At 69.9% G+C, this 17440-nt stretch carries 21 protein-coding genes; 16 read left to right on the forward strand and 5 right to left on the reverse strand.

What is annotated here, in order from left to right:
• Nucleotides 1–26: 26 nt before the first annotated feature.
• Entirely contained in the window at nt 27–629 is a 603-nt protein-coding gene (locus QSU92_RS15220; RefSeq protein ID WP_289263146.1) for a histidine phosphatase family protein, read from the forward strand.
• A 23-nt stretch (nt 630–652) separates the two neighbouring features.
• Here the strand turns inward: QSU92_RS15220 and QSU92_RS15225 are convergent, their stop codons facing one another.
• Nucleotides 653–1123, reverse strand: a complete 471-nt coding sequence (locus QSU92_RS15225) for a GNAT family N-acetyltransferase (RefSeq protein ID WP_289263148.1) — start codon at nt 1121–1123, stop codon at nt 653–655.
• 37 nt (nt 1124–1160) lie between these two features.
• Here QSU92_RS15225 and dapB point away from each other — a divergent pair, with 37 nt between their 5' ends.
• Complete coding sequence (gene dapB / locus QSU92_RS15230) at nt 1161–1973, forward strand: 4-hydroxy-tetrahydrodipicolinate reductase (protein ID WP_289263150.1); 813 nt, start codon at nt 1161–1163, stop codon at nt 1971–1973.
• A complete protein-coding gene (locus QSU92_RS15235; protein ID WP_289263153.1) occupies nt 1970–2422 on the forward strand; it encodes a tetratricopeptide repeat protein in 453 nt (150 codons plus the stop codon). The genes dapB and QSU92_RS15235 overlap by 4 nt, the downstream gene beginning before the upstream one ends.
• 36 nt (nt 2423–2458) lie before the next feature.
• Here QSU92_RS15235 and QSU92_RS15240 read toward each other — a convergent pair whose 3' ends face one another.
• The 4 genes from QSU92_RS15240 to QSU92_RS15255 all read right to left on the reverse strand — a co-directional run bounded on the left by QSU92_RS15240 (nt 2459) and on the right by QSU92_RS15255 (nt 4870).
• Nucleotides 2459–3409 carry a TIGR01777 family oxidoreductase gene (locus QSU92_RS15240; RefSeq protein WP_289263155.1) on the reverse strand — a complete coding sequence of 317 codons (951 nt, stop codon included), beginning with the start codon at nt 3407–3409 and terminating at the stop codon, nt 2459–2461.
• Complete coding sequence (locus QSU92_RS15245; RefSeq protein ID WP_289263157.1) at nt 3402–3827, reverse strand: OsmC family peroxiredoxin; 426 nt, start codon at nt 3825–3827, stop codon at nt 3402–3404. The genes QSU92_RS15240 and QSU92_RS15245 overlap by 8 nt, the downstream gene beginning before the upstream one ends.
• Nucleotides 3828–3918: 91 nt before the next feature.
• On the reverse strand, nt 3919–4413 hold the full coding sequence (locus QSU92_RS15250) for a DUF4395 domain-containing protein (RefSeq protein WP_289263158.1): 495 nt from the start codon (nt 4411–4413) through the stop codon (nt 3919–3921).
• Nucleotides 4406–4870, reverse strand: a complete 465-nt coding sequence (locus tag QSU92_RS15255) for a TlpA family protein disulfide reductase (RefSeq protein ID WP_289263160.1) — start codon at nt 4868–4870, stop codon at nt 4406–4408. The genes QSU92_RS15250 and QSU92_RS15255 overlap by 8 nt, the downstream gene beginning before the upstream one ends.
• A gap of 75 nt (nt 4871–4945) precedes the next feature.
• Here QSU92_RS15255 and thyX point away from each other — a divergent pair, with 75 nt between their 5' ends.
• The 13 genes from thyX (at nt 4946) to QSU92_RS15320 (ending at nt 17378) form a co-directional block, all read left to right on the forward strand.
• Entirely contained in the window at nt 4946–5689 is a 744-nt protein-coding gene (gene thyX / locus QSU92_RS15260) for an FAD-dependent thymidylate synthase (protein WP_289263161.1), read from the forward strand.
• Between the two features lies 1 nt (nt 5690).
• Entirely contained in the window at nt 5691–6452 is a 762-nt protein-coding gene (locus QSU92_RS15265) for an SDR family NAD(P)-dependent oxidoreductase (RefSeq protein WP_289263163.1), read from the forward strand.
• A gap of 217 nt (nt 6453–6669) precedes the next feature.
• The gene (locus QSU92_RS15270) at nt 6670–7515 is read left to right on the forward strand and encodes a type IV toxin-antitoxin system AbiEi family antitoxin domain-containing protein (protein ID WP_289263166.1); all 846 of its coding nucleotides are present in this window, start codon (nt 6670–6672) and stop codon (nt 7513–7515) included.
• A 127-nt stretch (nt 7516–7642) separates the two neighbouring features.
• Nucleotides 7643–8620 carry a 4-hydroxy-tetrahydrodipicolinate synthase gene (dapA, locus tag QSU92_RS15275; RefSeq protein ID WP_289263168.1) on the forward strand — a complete coding sequence of 326 codons (978 nt, stop codon included), beginning with the start codon at nt 7643–7645 and terminating at the stop codon, nt 8618–8620.
• Between the two features lie 60 nt (nt 8621–8680).
• Nucleotides 8681–10357 (forward strand): ribonuclease J, encoded by a 1677-nt coding sequence (locus QSU92_RS15280; protein ID WP_289263170.1) that lies wholly within the window; start codon nt 8681–8683, stop codon nt 10355–10357.
• 39 nt (nt 10358–10396) lie between these two features.
• The gene (locus QSU92_RS15285) at nt 10397–10891 is read left to right on the forward strand and encodes a GNAT family N-acetyltransferase (RefSeq protein ID WP_289263172.1); all 495 of its coding nucleotides are present in this window, start codon (nt 10397–10399) and stop codon (nt 10889–10891) included.
• 77 nt (nt 10892–10968) lie between these two features.
• Entirely contained in the window at nt 10969–13617 is a 2649-nt protein-coding gene (locus QSU92_RS15290) for an FtsK/SpoIIIE family DNA translocase (RefSeq protein WP_289263174.1), read from the forward strand.
• Entirely contained in the window at nt 13617–14189 is a 573-nt protein-coding gene (gene pgsA / locus QSU92_RS15295) for a CDP-diacylglycerol--glycerol-3-phosphate 3-phosphatidyltransferase (RefSeq protein ID WP_289263176.1), read from the forward strand. The genes QSU92_RS15290 and pgsA overlap by 1 nt, the downstream gene beginning before the upstream one ends.
• Nucleotides 14186–14698: a CinA family protein gene (locus QSU92_RS15300; RefSeq protein ID WP_422880384.1), complete on the forward strand. Its 513-nt coding sequence runs from the start codon at nt 14186–14188 to the stop codon at nt 14696–14698. Before pgsA ends, QSU92_RS15300 begins: the two co-directional genes overlap by 4 nt.
• Before the next feature lie 150 nt (nt 14699–14848).
• The gene (locus tag QSU92_RS15305) at nt 14849–15157 is read left to right on the forward strand and encodes a helix-turn-helix domain-containing protein (RefSeq protein WP_124292917.1); all 309 of its coding nucleotides are present in this window, start codon (nt 14849–14851) and stop codon (nt 15155–15157) included.
• 13 nt (nt 15158–15170) lie between these two features.
• Nucleotides 15171–15395 carry a DUF3046 domain-containing protein gene (locus QSU92_RS15310; RefSeq protein ID WP_289263180.1) on the forward strand — a complete coding sequence of 75 codons (225 nt, stop codon included), beginning with the start codon at nt 15171–15173 and terminating at the stop codon, nt 15393–15395.
• Between the two features lie 229 nt (nt 15396–15624).
• Complete coding sequence (gene recA / locus QSU92_RS15315; protein ID WP_289263182.1) at nt 15625–16671, forward strand: recombinase RecA; 1047 nt, start codon at nt 15625–15627, stop codon at nt 16669–16671.
• A complete protein-coding gene (locus QSU92_RS15320; protein ID WP_289263184.1) occupies nt 16671–17378 on the forward strand; it encodes a regulatory protein RecX in 708 nt (235 codons plus the stop codon). Before recA ends, QSU92_RS15320 begins: the two co-directional genes overlap by 1 nt.
• The last annotated feature ends 62 nt before the right edge of the window (nt 17379–17440 follow it).

Genomic DNA, 17440 nt, shown 5'->3' on the forward strand with positions numbered 1-17440 from the left:
GCCCAGCCCCGACGAAGTGAGCGAGCGTGACGCACTACCTCTACCTCGTGCGCCACGGCGAGCATCTGGATGCCGAGCACGGCCTCGTCGATGGGCCGCTCTCGCCTCGCGGTCGGCGTCAGGCCGCTCACCTCGCAGACCGGCTCTCGGGTGTGCCCTTCGACGCGGTCTGGCACTCACCGCTCGAGCGTGCCGCACAGACCGCCCGTGCAGTCTCGGAGCGGATGCCGTCGCTGTCTCCCGAACCGTCGGCGCTGCTGTTCGACTGCGTCCCCACGGGCCTCTGCGACGACACCCCGGCGGTGTACGAGCCCTTCTTCGGGGGAGTGACCGAGGCCGAGGTCGAAGCGGGACGCGCCCAGATGGCCGACGCGGTCAGTGAATACCTCGCCCGCAAGAGCGGTGAGGTGCACGAGCTCCTCATCACCCACAACGCTGTCATCGCCTGGTTCGTCCGGGAGGTGCTCCAGACGCCGGAGTGGCGATGGATGACGCTCAATCAGGCTCACTGCGGGCTCACGGTGCTCGCCCAGAAACAGGGTCGACCGTGGACCGTGCTGTCGCACAATGACATGGCCCACCTGCCCTTCGAGCTGCGCACCGGCCTTCCCGAGGTGTACCCGGTCTGAGCCGGGACAGATCGCCGGGCGCCTCAGGCGAGTCGCTTGCCCAGCCACACCGTCGCGTTCGGATTGCCGTTGTAGGCCTCGATCGGGGTGTATCCCGCGGCGGCGTACAGACGTGCCGCCGGTTCGAGGGTGTGGTGGGTGTCGAGAACGACCTCGGCTGCGCCGAAGGCGGCCGCGCGGCGCTCGAGATCGGCCAGCAGCATCCGCCCCCACCCTCGCCCGCGGGTCTCCGGCGCGAGGTACAGGTGCTTGACCTCGAAGCGCGGGCCGAGGGGCCCGGGGTCGATCGCTCGCACGCCGCCGCAGCCCACGGGCGTGCCGCCGTCGTCCACGACGATCACGAACACGCCGCGGGGCGGCTCGAACACCTCCGGAGACGGAAACACCGTGGTGTAGGTGTTGCCGGGGAAGGTATCGGCGCGGGTGCGGAAATAGTCGGTCAGGAGGGACCGGGCGACGGGGTCGTCGACGGATGTCGCGGTGAGCTCGACCATCCTCCGAGCCTACGACCGGCGCACCTAGGCTTGAGGCATGACAACGCGCGTGGCCATCGTGGGGCACACCGGCAAGCTCGGCTCCATCATCGAAGCGGTCGTCGAGGCCGAGCCCGACGTAGAGATCGTCGGCCGACTGACCTCTCGCTCCGACCTCGCCGAGCTCGATGGCGCCGACCTGGTCGTCGACGCCTCGACTCCTGCGGTGTCGATCGACGTGGTGCGTGCCGCCATCGAGCGCGGCATGAATGTGCTGGTGGGTACGTCAGGGTGGTCGGCGGAGCGCATCGCCCTCATCCGTCCGCTGGTCGATCAGGCGGGCACCGGCGCGGTGTTCATCCCCAACTTCTCGCTCGGCTCGGTCTTGGGCTCGGCCCTCGCCGCCGCGGCGGCGCCCTTCTTCCCCTCGATCGAGATCGTCGAGTCGCACCGCGAGACGAAGGTGGATTCGCCCAGCGGCACAGCCGTGCGCACGGCCGAGCTCATCGCGGCGGCACGCACGGAGGTGGGGCCGGTGGAATCGCCGCACGTCGACCAGCGGGCCCGGGGCCAGCAGGTTGCGAGCGTCCCCATCCACTCGCTGCGCCGTCCGGGCGTGATCGCGCGGCAGGAGGTGATTCTCTCCGGCCCTGGCGAGTCGGTGACGGTCAGCCATGACACCGTAGACCCGGCCGCGGCCTACGCCCCCGGCATCCGCTTGGCTCTTCAGGCCGCTCGCGACGCACGGGGCGTTCTCGTCGGGCTCGACAGCTTCGTCGACATCGGCGTCCGGGTGCCGCGACCGCACGCCGCGCGCGACGTGGAGGAACGCGGCGTGCCCGGTCAGGTCGCGCGGGTCACCGGCGCATGACGACGCGGATCGGCGTCGCCGTGATGGCGGTGCTCCTCGCGCTCTACATCGCGCTGGTCGCCCAGCGGGCCTGGTTGCTGCTGACGAGCGCCGACCCCGCAGGCATAGCGCTCGGCGTGGGCCTGATCATCCTGCCGGTCATCGCCGCGTGGGCGCTCTGGCGGGAGCTCGCATTCGGCATCGGCGCCGAAAGACTCGGCCGGCGTCTGGAGGCCGAGGGAGGCCTGCCGTCGGAATCCGTCACGGTCAGGCCGAGCGGTCGCCCCATCCGTGAGGATGGCGAGGCGGTTTTCCCGACCTACCGCGACGCGGTAGCGGAGGATCCGACCGACTGGCAGGCGTGGTACCGCCTGGGCCTCGCCTACGACGCCGCCGGGGATCGACGCCGGGCGCGTCAGGCCGTGCGGGAGGCCATCCGGCGGGAGCGGAACGCGCGCGCGAACGGCTGACTCGGCGATCCTCTCGCCCGCGTCGCAGTGGACTGGTCAGTCCGCCGTGGCGACCGCGGCGTCGATCGCCTGCTCGACGGTGGGATGACGGAAGGTGTACCCGGCCCGCTGCAGGACCTCGGGGACGATGTCCTGGTCGTTGGTCAGGAGGGCCTCGGTGGCGTCCTTCCCGAGGAGCAGCTTCAGACCCCACTCCGGCGCCCGTAGGACGAAGGGCCGGTTGAGGCGCCGTGCGAGGGCGAATCCGATGTCGTTGGCGGTCGCTCGCGTCGGGCCGGCGAGGTTCACGGGGCCGTCGATGTCGGCGGTGAGGAGGAAGCGGATCGCCTCGATCTCGTCCTCCAACGAGATCCACGGCCACACCTGGGTGCCTCGTCCGATCGGACCGCTCAGGCCGAGCCTGGTCAGGGGGATGAGGGGCTTCAGGAACGCCCCGCGGTCGACGATGGCGGTGGTGCGCAGCAGCACCAGCCGCGTGTCCTCGCCGGCGGAGCGCGCCGCGCCCTCCCATTCGCCGCAGATGTCCGCGAGGAAGCTCTCGCCGCGGCCGGTGGCCTCGGTGATGCGCTCGCCGGGACGGCTGCCGTAGTAGCCGGATGCCGAGGCCGAGAGGAACGCCGGTGCGTCGTCGCCGAGCTCCCGCAGGGCGCGGGCCAGCGCGCGAGTGGGCGTGACCCGAGACCACAGCAGGGTGCTGCGATACGACGAGGTCCAGGGGAAGCGCGCGATGCTCGCTCCGTTCAGGCCCACCACCGCGTCGGCGCCCTCGAGCACGCGCGGGTCGAGGGCAGCGGGAGAGGTGAGCCACTCCACCTCGTCGGGGCCCGTCGGGGCGCGCCGGACCAGATGGGTCACCCGGACGCCCTCGGCGCGCAGACGCTCGGTGAGCGCGCGTCCGATGAGACCCGACGCGCCGGAGATGACGACGTGGCGCGGGGCGGCGGCGTTCGCACCGCCGCCCGCGCCGGCGTCACCGGTGTCAGGCAAGCGTGGCCTCGAGGGTGATCTCGATGCCGGCGAGTGCCTGCGAGACCGGGCAGCCGACCTTGGCCTCCTGGGCGATGCGCTCGAAGTCCTCGGCCGAGATGCCCGGCACCACCGCGTTGACGTTGAGGTGACTGCCGCTGATGCCCGTGCCGGGCTTGAAGGTGACCGACGCGGTCGTCTCGATCGACCCCGGCGGGGTGCCGTTCTCGCCCAGGGCGTGCGAGAGCGCCATGCTGAAGCACGACGAATGAGCGGCGGCGATGAGCTCCTCAGGCGTCGTGGTCGACGTGGAGCCTTCGCTGCGGGCGCGCCAGTTGACATCGAACGTGCCGGTGTTCGACGACACCAGGGTCACCGCCCCCGATCCGTCGGCGAGTCCGCCCTTCCAGGCGGTGCTGGCTTCGCTCGTGATGGTCATGGGAACCTCCTCGGTCGACGATAGGGACCCCTGGTCCCGCGGTCAGCCTAACGGCGACGCGCAGGGTGGGCGACCGGTTGCGCGAGGTTTGTCAGGCGGGGCGTCGGCGCCCGATCAGGCCGCCGCGCTGAAGCAGCAGGTACAGCTGGCACCCGAGGCACAGCCCGAACACGGCATTGAGGAATGCGGCGACGAAGGCCATCGCGACGGCGATCGGAAGGGCCCACGGTACGCCGGCCACGTGCAGCAGAAGGCCGGCGCCTGTGACGAAGAAGCCCACGCCCTGAGCGAATCGAGGCGGCCGCGGGTCTTCACGCTCCCGAACCGGAGAGATGCGCGGAGCGACCAGTCGACGGAAGACGACGCCCCACGGTGCGGTCGCGGGGGAGAGGACCCCCCACAGGAACAGCAGCGCGATGATCGCGGTGAGGAGGAACCCGGGGTCGAAGAACCGCGCAGGCGAACCCACCGCGTCGGCACCCAGGAGGGCGAGGACGAAGGCCACAGCCAGCAGCCCGGCGGTGATGCCGGCGACGAACCGCGGGGCGCGGACGTCGATCCCGCCGGGACCGCCGGCCTCAGACATCTGCCGTCTCCTCGGTGCGTGCCCGGCCACCGGCATCCTCTGCCAGGCGAGCCAGCTCGAGGTCGAGTACATCCCGGTTCGGGACTCCGCCGATGCGGGACTGGATGGCGCCGTTCCGGTCGAGGATCAGGGTGGTCGGGGTCTGCAGCACGTGGAAGTGCTGCGCGATGTCGGGACGGTGGGTCAGATCCACGTCCAGGTGCCGGACGCCGTCGTGGCGATCGGCGACCTCGGCCAGCAGTCGGTGCACATTCGGGCACCGTGCGCACATCTCGGTGCTGAACTGCAGCAGTGTCGCCTGCTCGCCCAAGCCGTCCGCGCCCAGTCGCAGCGGGTCGACGATCTCGTGGGCGACGTGGTGCCGAGGACGACCTTCTCGCCAGCGCAGGAGGAGGCCGACGCCGATCGTCAGGGCGAGGAGAGCCGTGAGGGTGAGCACCGCGGGAAGAAGATCCACAGCAGTCCAGGCTAATCGACCGCGGGGCGGTGGGCGTTTCCGCGCCGACATATGACGCGGCGATAGGGTTTCCCCGTGACCGATGCCGAAGCCAGCCCCGAGATCGAGTTCCGAAGCGACGTGACGGTCGAGCTCGTCCGATCCAGCGCCTCCGACGCCGACGTGCTCTTCGCCGCGCGCGTGTCGACGCAGGGTGAGCAGACCCTGGAGGACGCCGCCGCCGGAACCGAAGCGACCGCGAGAGACCGGGGCCTCATCAACTACCTGATGCGCGATCGTCACGGGTCGCCCTTCGAGCACAACTCGATGACCTTCTACGTGCAGGCGCCGATCTTCGTCTTCCGCGAATTCATGCGGCACCGGATCGCCTCCTACAACGAGGAATCGGGGCGCTACCGGGAGCTGCGGCCCGTCTTCTACGTGCCCGCGGCGGACCGCAACCTCGTGCAGGTCGGAAAGCCGGGAGCATACGAGTTCCTCCCCGGGACGCCCGAGCAGCACGGGGTCGTCGACGAGGGGGTGCGCCGGGTCGCCACCGACGCTTTCGAGACGTACCAGCGGATGCTGTCGGCCGGCGTTGCGCGAGAGGTGGCCCGTATCGTGCTGCCGCTGAACATCTACTCCTCGATGTACGTCACGATGAACGCCCGGTCGCTGATGAACTTCCTGTCGCTGCGCACCAAGGCCGAAGGCAGCCACTTCCCTTCTTTCCCGCAGCGGGAGATCGAGATGTGCGCGGAGAAGATGGAAGCCTTCTGGGCCGAGCTGATGCCGCTCACCCACGCGGCTTTCACCGCGGGTGGCCGGGTGGCTCCCTGAGATGGCGCGGACCGCTCTGATCACGGGCGCGAGCTCCGGACTCGGGGCCGAGTACGCCCGGCAGCTGGCCTCCCGGGGGATGGACCTGGTCCTCGTCGCCCGAGACGCGGCGGCGCTGGAGCGGATCGCGGTCGAGGCGCGATCCTCCGGTGCGGACGTGGAGGTGGTCGCCGCAGACCTCCTCGACGCCGACGACCGGAAACGCGTCGAGGCGCGGGCGGCCGACCCGCGGCATCCCATCGACCTCCTCGTCAACAACGCCGGCTTCGGTCTGCCTCTCGCCTTCGAGCGGAACGACGCCGACGACGAGGCCCGCCATCTGACCCTGCACGTCGAGGTGGCGATGCGCCTCGTGCGCGCCGTCCTCCCCGGCATGCTCGAGCGGGGGAGCGGGCGGATCGTGAACATCGCATCGGTGGCGGGATTCGTGCCGCGCGGCACCTACGGCGCGGCGAAGGGGTGGCTGATCAGCTTCAGCCGCTGGGCGAACGTGGCCTACCGCGGCCGCGGCGTCACCGTCACGGCGGTCTGCCCGGGCTTCGTGCACACCAACTTCCACGAGCGGATGGGGCTGCCGCCGGGCCAGGAGGGCGTACCCGGCCCGCTGTGGCTGCACGCGCCCGACGTCGTGCGGGAGTCGCTGCGCGACGTCGCGCGGGGGCGGGCGGTCTCGGTCCCGTCGCTGCGGTACAAGGCGCTCGTCGCGCTGTCGCGGGCGTTGCCCGACGGGCTCGTGGCCGCGGCCGCGTCGCGCGGCCGCTGATTTCCCTCGAACTCAACCGCGCGGGCGGCCGTTGCGCGACGGATGTAGGGCGCGCCGCCGCTGCGACGTCTCAGCCTGCACACGAGATGTGTTCCGGCCCACCGATCTTGCATCCGTCGCCTCCCATCCCTCCTGCACATCAGGGGGCGCGCGAAGACTCTCCACGATTCGGGCCGTGGCGATCCCAGCCTTGGAAACGCAGCGCCACGCTGGCTGGATGGACCCACACGCCATTGCAGCGGTGATCCGATCGCACGGGGGCATCGTACGCGGGCGACAGCTCCTCTCATACGGCGCCACCCGGTCCCTGCTCGCACGGGCCGTCGACCGCGGGGTCATCGCGCGCGTGCGGTCCGGGGTCTTCGCCACGACCGAGGCTGAGCCTCTCGTGCTCGCCGCGGCCGCGCACGGCGGTGAGCTGTGCTGCGCGTCCGCGCTCCGGCATCTCGGCGTCTGGGTGCTCGATGACCGCGCCCGCCTGCACGTATGGCTGGGTTCCGGCGGTCGGCGGCATCCCCACCCGGAGTGCCGCTGCATAGATCACCGCGACGCCGGCGGCTCGGCCTTCGGTGTCGTCTCCCTCGTTCAGGCGCTCGTGCAGGTCGCGCGGTGCCTGGGCGGCGAGGCCTTCTTCTGTGCGTTGGAGTCCGCGCTGCGTCAAGGTCTTCTCACCCGCGCCGATCGTGCCGAGGTGCGGGCGCGGGTCTCGGCTCGCTTCCGGTGGCTGGTCGACCTGGCGAGGGCCGATGCCGACAGCGGCCTCGAGTCTCTCGTCCGCCTGCGGCTGCATCGCCTCGGCATCACGGTGCGCTCGCAGGTCTTCATTTCCGCGGTGGGCGTGGTCGATTTCCTGATCGGCGACAGGTTGATCTTGGAGATCGACGGCCGTCAGAATCACGAGGGGCCCTCGCTTCGGCACAAAGACCTGGTCCGCGATGCGGAGGCCGCTGCTCTGGGGTACGAGACGCTCCGCTTCGACTACGCACTCGTGATCCACAACTGGCCGCGGGTAGAGCGGGCGATTCTCGCCCGGCTCGCACGCGGCGTGCGGACGGTCGCATGACCGAGTGGCTGATGGTTGCATCATTGGCCACAAGAGCTGTCATGTGTCCCGCCGATCATGCATCCGTCGCGTGCCCTGACACGCGCGGCCGCTGATTCCGCACAGCCGCGAGCGATAGCCTGGGGGTATGACGCACACCGGCAATCCTTTCGGACAGGTGCTCGTCGCGCTGGTCACGCCGATGACCGCCGACGGCGAGGTCGACTGGCCCGCCGTGGAGAAGCACATCGACTCGTGCATCACCGCCGGAGCCGACGGCATCGTCGTCACGGGCACCACGGGCGAGACGAGCACCCTCACCGACGCCGAGAAGATCCGGCTGGTGGAGGTGGGGAAGGATGTCGCGGCGGGCCGCGCCCGCATCATCACCGGCGGCGGTTCCAACGAGACGGCGCACGCGATCGAGCTGTACAAGGCCAGCGAGCGCGCCGGGGCGGACGGGATCATGATCGTGACGCCCTACTACAACAAGCCGACCCAGGCGGGGATCCTGACGCACTTCCGGCTCGTCGCCGATGCCACCGACCTCCCGGTCATCCTCTACGACATCCCCGGTCGCACGGGCGTGCCGATCCGCTACGAGACCATCCTGCGTCTGGCGAAGCACCCGAACATCCTGGCGATCAAGGATGCCAAGGGGGACTTCAGCGAAGTCAGCCGCGTGCTGAACCAGACCGACCTGATGTACTTCTCCGGAGACGACGCCAATGTGCTCCCGCACCTGTCGATCGGCGCCACCGGGCTCATCGGGGTCACCGCGAACGTCGCCGCTCAGCCCTACCGGGTGATCGTCGATGCGGTCAACAGCGGTGACCTGGGTGCGGCGACAGCGGCCCACAAGAAGCTCGAGCCCCTCGTCCGCGCCGTGATGACGCACGTGCCGGGCACGGTCGCGGCGAAGTACATCCTCCACGGGCTGGGACGCATCTCCAGCCCCCGCGTCCGCCTGCCGCTCGTCGGTCCCGAAGAATGGGAGGCCGCGCGCATCGAAGACGAACTGGCTCTGGTCTCCGAGGTTCCCGGCGCCGACTTCTCCAACTTCCGACCCGACCGCAACGCCGCCGCCGGCGGCGCGCTGCCCAAGGTGTCGGGTACCACGCGATAACCCCCCGCGGCTCTCGACGAGCCCGCGACCGCCGCGCACCGCGCGGCAGGAAGGCGAGAGATGCCCACCACCCCCTTCGATCCCCCCGCCCTTTCCGCAGGAACCCTCCGCGTCACGCCCCTCGGCGGTCTCGGCGAGGTCGGCCGGAACATGACCGTCTTCGAGTTCGACGGCAAGCTCCTCGTCGTCGACTGCGGCGTGCTCTTCCCCGAGGAGCACCAGCCGGGCGTCGACCTGATCCTCCCCGACTTCGAGCCGATCCGTCAGCGCCTCGACGACATCGTCGGCGTCGTCCTCACCCACGGACACGAGGACCACATCGGCGCCGTTCCCTACCTGCTGCGGCTGAAGAGCGACATCCCCCTCATCGGATCGTCGCTGACTCTCGCCCTCGTCGAGGCGAAGCTCAAGGAGCACCGCATCAAGCCCTACAGTCTCACGGTGGCCGAGGGGCGTCGGGAGAAGGTGGGTCCGTTCGACCTCGAGTTCGTCGCGGTCAACCACTCGATCCCCGACGCGCTCGCCGTGGCTATCCGCACGCCGGCCGGAACGGTGCTCGCCACCGGCGACTTCAAGATGGACCAGCTGCCGCTGGACGGACGCCTCACCGACCTGCGCGCCTTCGCGCGCCTGGGGGAGGAGGGCGTCGACCTCTTCCTGGTCGACTCCACCAACGCGGATGTCCCGGGGTTCACGCCGCTGGAGCGCTCGATCGGTCCCGTGCTCGACCAGGTCATCGCCCGGGCGCCGCGCCGCGTGATCGTGGCGAGCTTCTCCAGCCACGTCCACCGCGTGCAGCAGGTCCTCGACGCCGCTGCGGCCCACGGCCGGCGGGTGGCCCTGCTCGGACGCAGCATGCTGCGCAATATGACCATCGCGTCCGACCTCGGCTACCTCCACGTGCCCGAAGGTGTGCTGATCGACTACAAGAAGGCCCGCGACCTCCCCGACGACAAGATCGTCTACATGTCGACCGGGTCGCAGGGCGAGCCCATGGCGGTCCTCAGCCGCATGGCGAATCTCGACCACGAGATCGAGCCGGGGGAGGGCGACACCGTGATCCTCGCCTCCAGCCTCATCCCGGGCAATGAGAACGCCGTCTACCGTGTGATCGACGGGCTCACCAAGCTCGGTGCGAACGTGGTGCATAAGGGCAACGCCCAGGTGCACGTCTCCGGTCACGCCGCGGCCGGCGAACTGCTGTACTGCTACAACATCCTCAAGCCCCGCAACGTCCTGCCCGTGCACGGCGAGTACCGCCACCTTATGGCGAACGCCCGGCTCGCCCAGGACACCGGCATCGCGCCCGAGCGGACGATCATCGGCGAGAACGGCACCGTCGTCGACCTCCGAGGCGGCATCGCCGACGTCGTCGGGCAGCTCGACCTCGGTTTCGTGTACGTCGACGGTTCGACCGTCGGCGAGATCACCGAGGCCGACCTCAAGGACCGCCGGATCCTCGGCGAGGAGGGGTTCATCTCGGTCATCATCGTCGTCGACGCCGCGACCGGCAAGATCATCAGCGGGCCCGAGATCCATGCGCGCGGATTCGCCGAGGACGACAAGGTCTTCGATGGGGTCAAGCCGAAGATCGCCGCGGCCCTGACCGAAGCGGCGCAATCGGGCGTCCGCGACACCCACGCGCTCTCCCAGGTCGTGCGCCGCACCATCGGGCGCTGGGTCAACCAGTCGCTTCGTCGGCGGCCGATGATCGTCCCGCTGGTCATCGAGGCCTGACGCGAGCGCGCCGCCGCACCCTCGTCTTACAATCGCCGCATGCCCGCCGCCTACCGCCTCCGTCCGGCCATCCAGGCAGACGGCGGGTTCCTGGCCGACATGGTCGTGGAGGCGGCGAACTGGCGGCAGGGAGGTGCCCGTCCGCGGCACCAGATCCTGGCCAGTGACGAGTACAGCAGGTACGTGGCCGGATGGATGCGGCCGGGCGACGGAGGCTTCGTGGCGCTCACCGCTCACGACGAGGCCATCGGCGCCGCCTGGTACCGCGTGTTCCCGCGCAGCGATCCGGGTTTCGGCTACGTCGGCACCGGCGTGCCCGAATTGATCATCGGTGTGAAGCCGATGTGGCGAGCTCAGGGCGTCGGACGCGAACTGTTGCGTCGGCTCGCCGATCAGGCGCGCCGCAGCGGTTCGTCGAGACTCAGCCTGAGCGTGGAGCGGGGGAACCACGCCACGACGCTGTACCGCTCGGAAGGATTCGCTGTGACCCAGTCGGGGATGGGGCGCGACACGATGGTCAAGCGCCTGCGCTGAGCTGCTTCCCCTCCCGAACGTCTCCCTTCGGGGGGTCGCTCCGGGTGAAGGCGGGTGGTGGCGCCTACGCTCGAACCATGGCCAGGAGTACCAGCCCGACCAAGAGCGGTCGAGCGCCCGCGAAGGGCGCCCCGACGCGCGCTCGCAAAGCCGCGCCCGCTCCCAAGGCCTACGTCGATGACGCCGAACGTCCCCCCGTGGTCGTGCGTGCCTGGCTGGGTCTGGCCCACGGCGTCGGCGGCCTCTTCCGCGCCTTCGGGCTCGAGTCGCTCGAGAAGGATCAGCGCCGTGATGGCTTCCCGTTCCTGCTGGTGCTGCTTGCGGTGGCCGGCGCGGTCGTGGAGTGGTTCTTCATCGGGTCCGAGGTCGCCCGGACGATCAGCGCCTACACGGCCGGCGGGCTGATCGGCCGCGAGGCGTTCGTCCTGCCGGTCTTCCTGATCCTGCTGGCGGGGTGGCTCTTCCGGCATCCGCCGTCCGTTCACGACAACGGGCGCATCGGGATCGGCTTCGCCCTGTTCGTCCTGACGGTCGCGGGGTTCTGTCACGTCCTGGGCGGCCGCCCCGAACCCCGGCAGGGGCTTCCGGCGCTCAGCGAGGCCGGTGGGGTACTCGGCTGGATGGTGGGCGAGCCGCTTGCGCTGCTGCTGACGGAGGTGGGGGGCTGCATCGCGCTCGGGCTGCTGGTGGTCCTCAGCATCCTCATCCTCACCAAGACTCCGCCGAATCGGATCGGGCGGCGGCTGGGGGAGCTCTACGCCTGGATGTTCGGCGCCGAGCCTGCGCCGGAGCGCGCACCGGGGGCATCCGGTACCGAACCCGACGGCGACGGGGACGATGAGCGCACGGGTTCCCTGCCGTGGTGGCGCCGCAACCGCACCGGCCGAGAGAAGGACGTCGACAGCGACCTGTCCTCGGACGACCTGACCGCGCTTCTGACGCCGGGTGCCGCCGAGGGCGGGTTCGAGCAGGCCATCACGCCCGTCGCACCCGCCGCGGACGCGGTCACCGAGATCATCCCCGCCCGTCCGCCGCTTCCCGCCCCGCCCAGCGGTGGCGAGTCCACGGCCCTGCGCGACGACGCCGCGCCGGATGACGCCGGTGACGAACTCCCCGGACTTTCCGGCCTCGGGACCGAGGGTGGGCTCACATCCTCCGATGCCCCCTACCGCCTCCCGTCGGTCGCGGCGCTCGCCGCCGGGACGCCGCACCGCGAACGCTCCGCCGCCAACGACGCCGTCGTCGCCGCGATCACCGGGGTCCTCGATCAGTTCCAGGTCGACGCGCGCGTCACAGGCTTCTCGCGCGGACCGACTGTCACGCAGTACGAGATCTCGCTGGGCCCCGGGGTCAAGGTCGAGCGCATCACCGCGCTCACCAACAACATCGCCTACGCCGTGGCCTCCAATGAGGTGCGAATCCTCGCGCCGATTCCGGGGAAGAGCGCGATCGGCGTGGAGATCCCCAACACCGACCGCGAGATCGTCACTCTCGGCGACGTCCTCCGCTCGGGAGCCGCCACCCAGTCGACCCACCCCATGACCATCGGCGTCGGGAAGGACGTCGGCGGCGGGTACGTCGTGGCGAACCTCGCGAAGATGCCCCATCTGCTGGTGGCCGGCTCCACCGGGTCGGGCAAGTCGAGCTTCGTGAACTCGATGATCACGAGCCTGCTCATGCGCGCGAAGCCTGCCGATGTCCGGATGGTCCTGATCGACCCCAAGCGCGTGGAACTGACCTCGTACGCGGGAGTCCCGCATCTGATCACCCCGATCATCACCAACCCCAAGAAGGCGGCGGAAGCGCTGCAGTGGGTGGTGAAGGAGATGGACATGCGGTACGACGACCTGGCGTCGTTCGGGTTCCGTCACATCGATGATTTCAACCGCGCCGTCCGCGCCGGCGAGGTGCAGCTGCCGGCGGGCAGCGAGCGCGTCCTCAAGCCGTACCCCTACCTCCTCGTCGTCGTCGACGAGCTCGCCGACCTCATGATGGTCGCGCCTCGTGACGTCGAGGATTCGATCGTGCGCATCACCCAGCTGGCGCGCGCGAGCGGTATCCATCTGGTGCTGGCGACCCAGCGACCCTCCGTGGATGTCGTGACGGGTCTGATCAAGGCCAACGTGCCCTCGCGGCTCGCCTTCGCCGTGACGAGTGTCACCGACTCCCGCGTCATCCTCGACCAGCCCGGTGCCGACCGTCTGATCGGTCAGGGTGACGGCCTGTTCCTGCCGATGGGCACCTCGAAGGCGATCCGCGTGCAGGGCGCGTGGGTCAGCGAGCCCGAGATAGAGAAGGTCGTCGCGCACGTCACCCAGCAGGCGCGTCCGGAGTACCGGCCGGACGTCGCTGTGGCCGCGGAGAAGAAGGAGATCGACGCCGACATCGGCGACGACCTCGAACTACTGCTGGCCGCCGCGGAGCTCGTGGTCTCGACACAGTTCGGCTCGACCTCGATGCTGCAGCGGAAGCTGCGCGTCGGTTTCGCCAAAGCCGGGCGGCTGATGGATCTGCTCGAGTCGCGTGAGATCGTCGGCCCGTCCGAGGGATCCAAGGCCCGCGATGTGCTCGTCACCGCCGAGCAGCTGCCCGGTGTGCTCGCGCGGATGCGCGGCGAGGACGTGCCCGAGGACGAGGGCGATCCTGTCGACGCCCAGTTCGAAGGTCTTCCCGTGGTCGACGCCGATGCCGGCGAAGACGCGTGGGATCTGACGGGGCGCGACTGATGGCCGTGCCGAGGCAGCTGCCGAACATCATCACCGTGGTGCGGATCCTCGTCGCACCCGTGTTCCTGGCGATGCTCCTCATCGACGACGGCGCGGACGGGGCGCTGCGGTGGTGGGCGGCGGCGCTGTTCATCGTCGCGATCGCCACCGACGGCATCGACGGGTGGATCGCTCGGCGCCATGACATCGTCACCGACCTCGGCAAGCTCCTGGATCCGATCGCGGACAAGGTGCTCACCGGGTTCGCCTTCATCGGCCTGTCGATCCTCGGCGAGCTGCCGTGGTGGATCACCATCGTGGTGCTGATCCGCGAGATCGGGATCACGGTCTACCGGTTCATGGTCGTCAGCGACCACGTGCTCGCCGCGGCGTGGATGGGCAAGCTCAAGACCGTCGCGCAGTCGGTCGCACTGTCCCTGGCGCTGCTGCCACTGGCCCCGCTCATCGGCGAATGGGTCTGGTGGGTGAACGGCGTGACGATGGCGATCGCCGTCATCCTCACCATCGCCAGCGGCATCGACTACGTCATCAGCGAGGTGCGCGGCGCGCGCCGCGCACGGGGCGGCTCGTGACGGGCCGGCACGCCGACCTCCAGGGCCGCCGAGACGGCGGAGAGGGGGATGCTGCGGCATCCGCTCTCCTGCACGCACTCGCGCACCGCGGGTGGACCATCGCCGTCGCCGAGTCCCTCACCGGGGGACTGCTCGTCGCCGCGCTGATCTCGGTACCCGGGGCGTCTTCGCTCGTTCGCGGGGGTGTGACCGCGTATGCCACGGATCTGAAGCATCATCTGCTGGGCGTCGACGACTCCCTGCTCGACGCCCGCGGCGCGGTGGATCCCGAAGTCGCGCTTCAGATGGCGGGCGGGGTGCGAGATCGGCTGGGGGCGGACGTCGGCGTCTCGACGACCGGCGTCGCCGGGCCCGACCCGCAGGACGGCCAGCCGGTGGGTACCGTCTTCGTCGGGATCCGCACCCCGGAGGCGTCCGCGGTGGTTCCCCTGGAACTGCAGGGGACACGAGCGGAGATACGCGCGGAGACGGTTCGCCGGGCTCTCGACGAGGTGCGGGCGCGGACGTGATCGGCGGATCGGGAACAAGTCGTGTTTCCGCTCGGTTACATTCGGTGATTCCCACCCATCACCCAGCGCACGGGATTAGTGTGACTGCATCGGTGTTGTACCGTTGTTCACCCGGACAGCGGCGGAATCAACGGTAAGGAGGGGACCCACATGATCCTGGTACGTCACGAGATCGGCGAAGTCCTGCGTGACCTCCGCCAGCAGAAGGGGCGCACCCTCCGTCAGGTCGCCAGCCGTGCAAGCGTCGCCCTCGGATACCTGAGCGAGGTCGAGCGCGGGCAGAAGGAGGCCTCGAGCGAGATTCTCGCGTCGGTCGCCGAAGCGCTGGATGTTCCGATCTCCACCATCATGCGCGAAGTGGGCGATCGCATCGCCGTCCTCGAGGGCCTGCAGACTTTCCCCGACGTCGTGCCCGACGACCTGGTCGCGTCCGTGGACGCCGAGCTCTCCCTGCGCTGACGCGCGGCCACTCATGCGTCGCAGTGAGTTCCAGCGCGCCGTCGAAGCAGAGTTCGGACCTCGAGGCCCCTCGCTGACCGCCGACCTGGTGCTGTCCGAGCTCGGTGACCGCACGGCCGCCGAGGCTCTCGACGCAGGCACGGCCCCGCGCGACGTGTGGCGCGCCCTGTGCGCGGCGGCCGACGTGCCGCCCGAGCGCTGGTACGGCGTAGGACGACTGGAACCGCGGCGCGGCTGATTCGCCCGGCGTGTCGTCGAAGATGCGTTCGAGGTCGGCGTAGGCTCCTGCACAGCAGGTGTCGCACGGTGGTTATCCACGGAACGGCCCGGGCCGACGGTCGATGTCGGAGGCCCCTCGTACCGTGAATCGCGTCGAACGACACCTCCGCCTTGCCGCAGCATCCGCGCCATCCGGTGCAGAGCGCGGCAGCCTACAGGCGACGGAACGCGAGCAGAAGGAGCACGCCATGCCATCACCCGCCGACCGCGAGAAAGCCCTCGAAACGGCTCTCGCTCAGATCGACCGGCAGTTCGGAAAGGGCTCGGTGATGCGCCTCGGCGGTGACGAGCGCGCTCCGGTCGAGGTCATCTCCACCGGCTCGATCGCGTTGGACGTGGCCCTCGGCGTCGGCGGGATCCCCCGCGGCCGGATCATCGAGATCTATGGGCCGGAGTCCTCCGGTAAGACCACGCTCACCCTGCATGCGATCGCGAACGTGCAGCGCTCCGGCGGCATCGCCGCGTTCATCGACGCCGAGCACGCCCTCGACCCCGACTACGCCAAGAAGCTCGGGGTCGACATCGATTCGCTGCTGGTGTCGCAGCCCGATACCGGTGAGCAGGCGCTCGAGATCGCCGACATGCTCGTCCGCTCGGGAGCGATCGACCTCGTCGTCATCGACTCCGTCGCGGCGCTCGTGCCCAAGGCCGAGATCGAGGGTGAGATGGGTGATTCCCACGTCGGTCTGCAAGCGCGACTGATGTCGCAGGCGCTTCGCAAGCTGACCGGTGGCCTCAATCAGACGAACACCACGATGATCTTCATCAACCAGCTGCGCGAGAAGATCGGGGTGTTCTTCGGATCACCCGAGACCACCGCCGGTGGAAAGGCTCTGAAGTTCTACGCGTCGGTGCGCCTGGACATCCGTCGTATCGAGACGCTCAAGGACGGTACCGAAGCCGTCGGCAACCGCACGCGCGTCAAGGTGGTCAAGAACAAGATGGCGCCGCCGTTCAAGCAGGCCGAGTTCGACATCCTCTACGGCGTCGGCATCTCGCGAGAGGGAAGCCTCATCGATTTCGGTGTCGAGCACGGGATCGTGAAGAAGTCGGGCGCCTGGTACACCTACGACGGAGAGCAGCTCGGTCAGGGCAAGGAGAACGCCCGGAACTTCCTCCTCAAGAACGACGACATCGCCGCTGACATCGAGACGAAGATCAAGGACAAGCTCGGCATCGGCCAGCCCCGCGGGGGCGCGGTCGCCGACGAGCTCGCGGCGCGTCGCCCGGCCTGATGGTCCGCTTCGTCGAGAGCGGGGGCGAGGGAGACCTCGCCCCCGTCATCCCGCTCTTCACCGGATCGACGCCTGACGCCTCTCCTGCGCACCCGTCGGGTGGGCGGGCGGCCCGCGGTCGTTCAGCCGAGGCGCAGGCGAGGTCGGATCGCGCCGGGCACCCTTCGTCGAGGAGACGGGGCGGGAGCACGGCACACGTCCAGAAGGAGGCCGGTACCGACACCGAGGAGCTCGCCGTCGACCCGGCGACGGTCGAGCGAGCGCTGCTCCGGAGGCTGGGCGCGCGGGGCCTCTCGGTCCGCGAGGCGGAAGCCTTCGTCGTCGCACGGGGGCTGAGTCGCGAGGCGGCGGCCGAGCTCGTCGCGACCTTCTGCGAGCGCGGGTACCTCGACGACGGCCGCCTCGCCGAGCAGGTCGTCTGGAGCGGTGTGGCCCGCAAGAGCGAAGGTCGCCGAGCCATCGCCCGGCGTCTGGCACAGCGCGGGGTCGAACGAGATGTCGCCGACGCGGCGCTGGCAGAGCTGCCCGATGATGACGACGAACGGGCACTCGAGTTCGCCCGGGGCAAGGCGCGCAGTCTTGCCAGGCTCGATCACGACGTGGCGCTCCGACGGCTCGCCGGCCAGCTCGCCCGCCGGGGGTTCGGTGGATCGTCGGCGCTCGCCGCGGCGCGGACGGCACTCCAGGAGGCGCACGAAGGCGATTGACCGTCGGCGTGCGGAAGACCACCGACGGATACCGGCTGGGACAACGCGGGCTTCTACAATTA

The sequence above is a fragment of the Microbacterium sp. ET2 genome (assembly GCF_030347395.1).
Classification (GTDB): Bacteria; Actinomycetota; Actinomycetes; order Actinomycetales; family Microbacteriaceae; genus Microbacterium; species Microbacterium albipurpureum.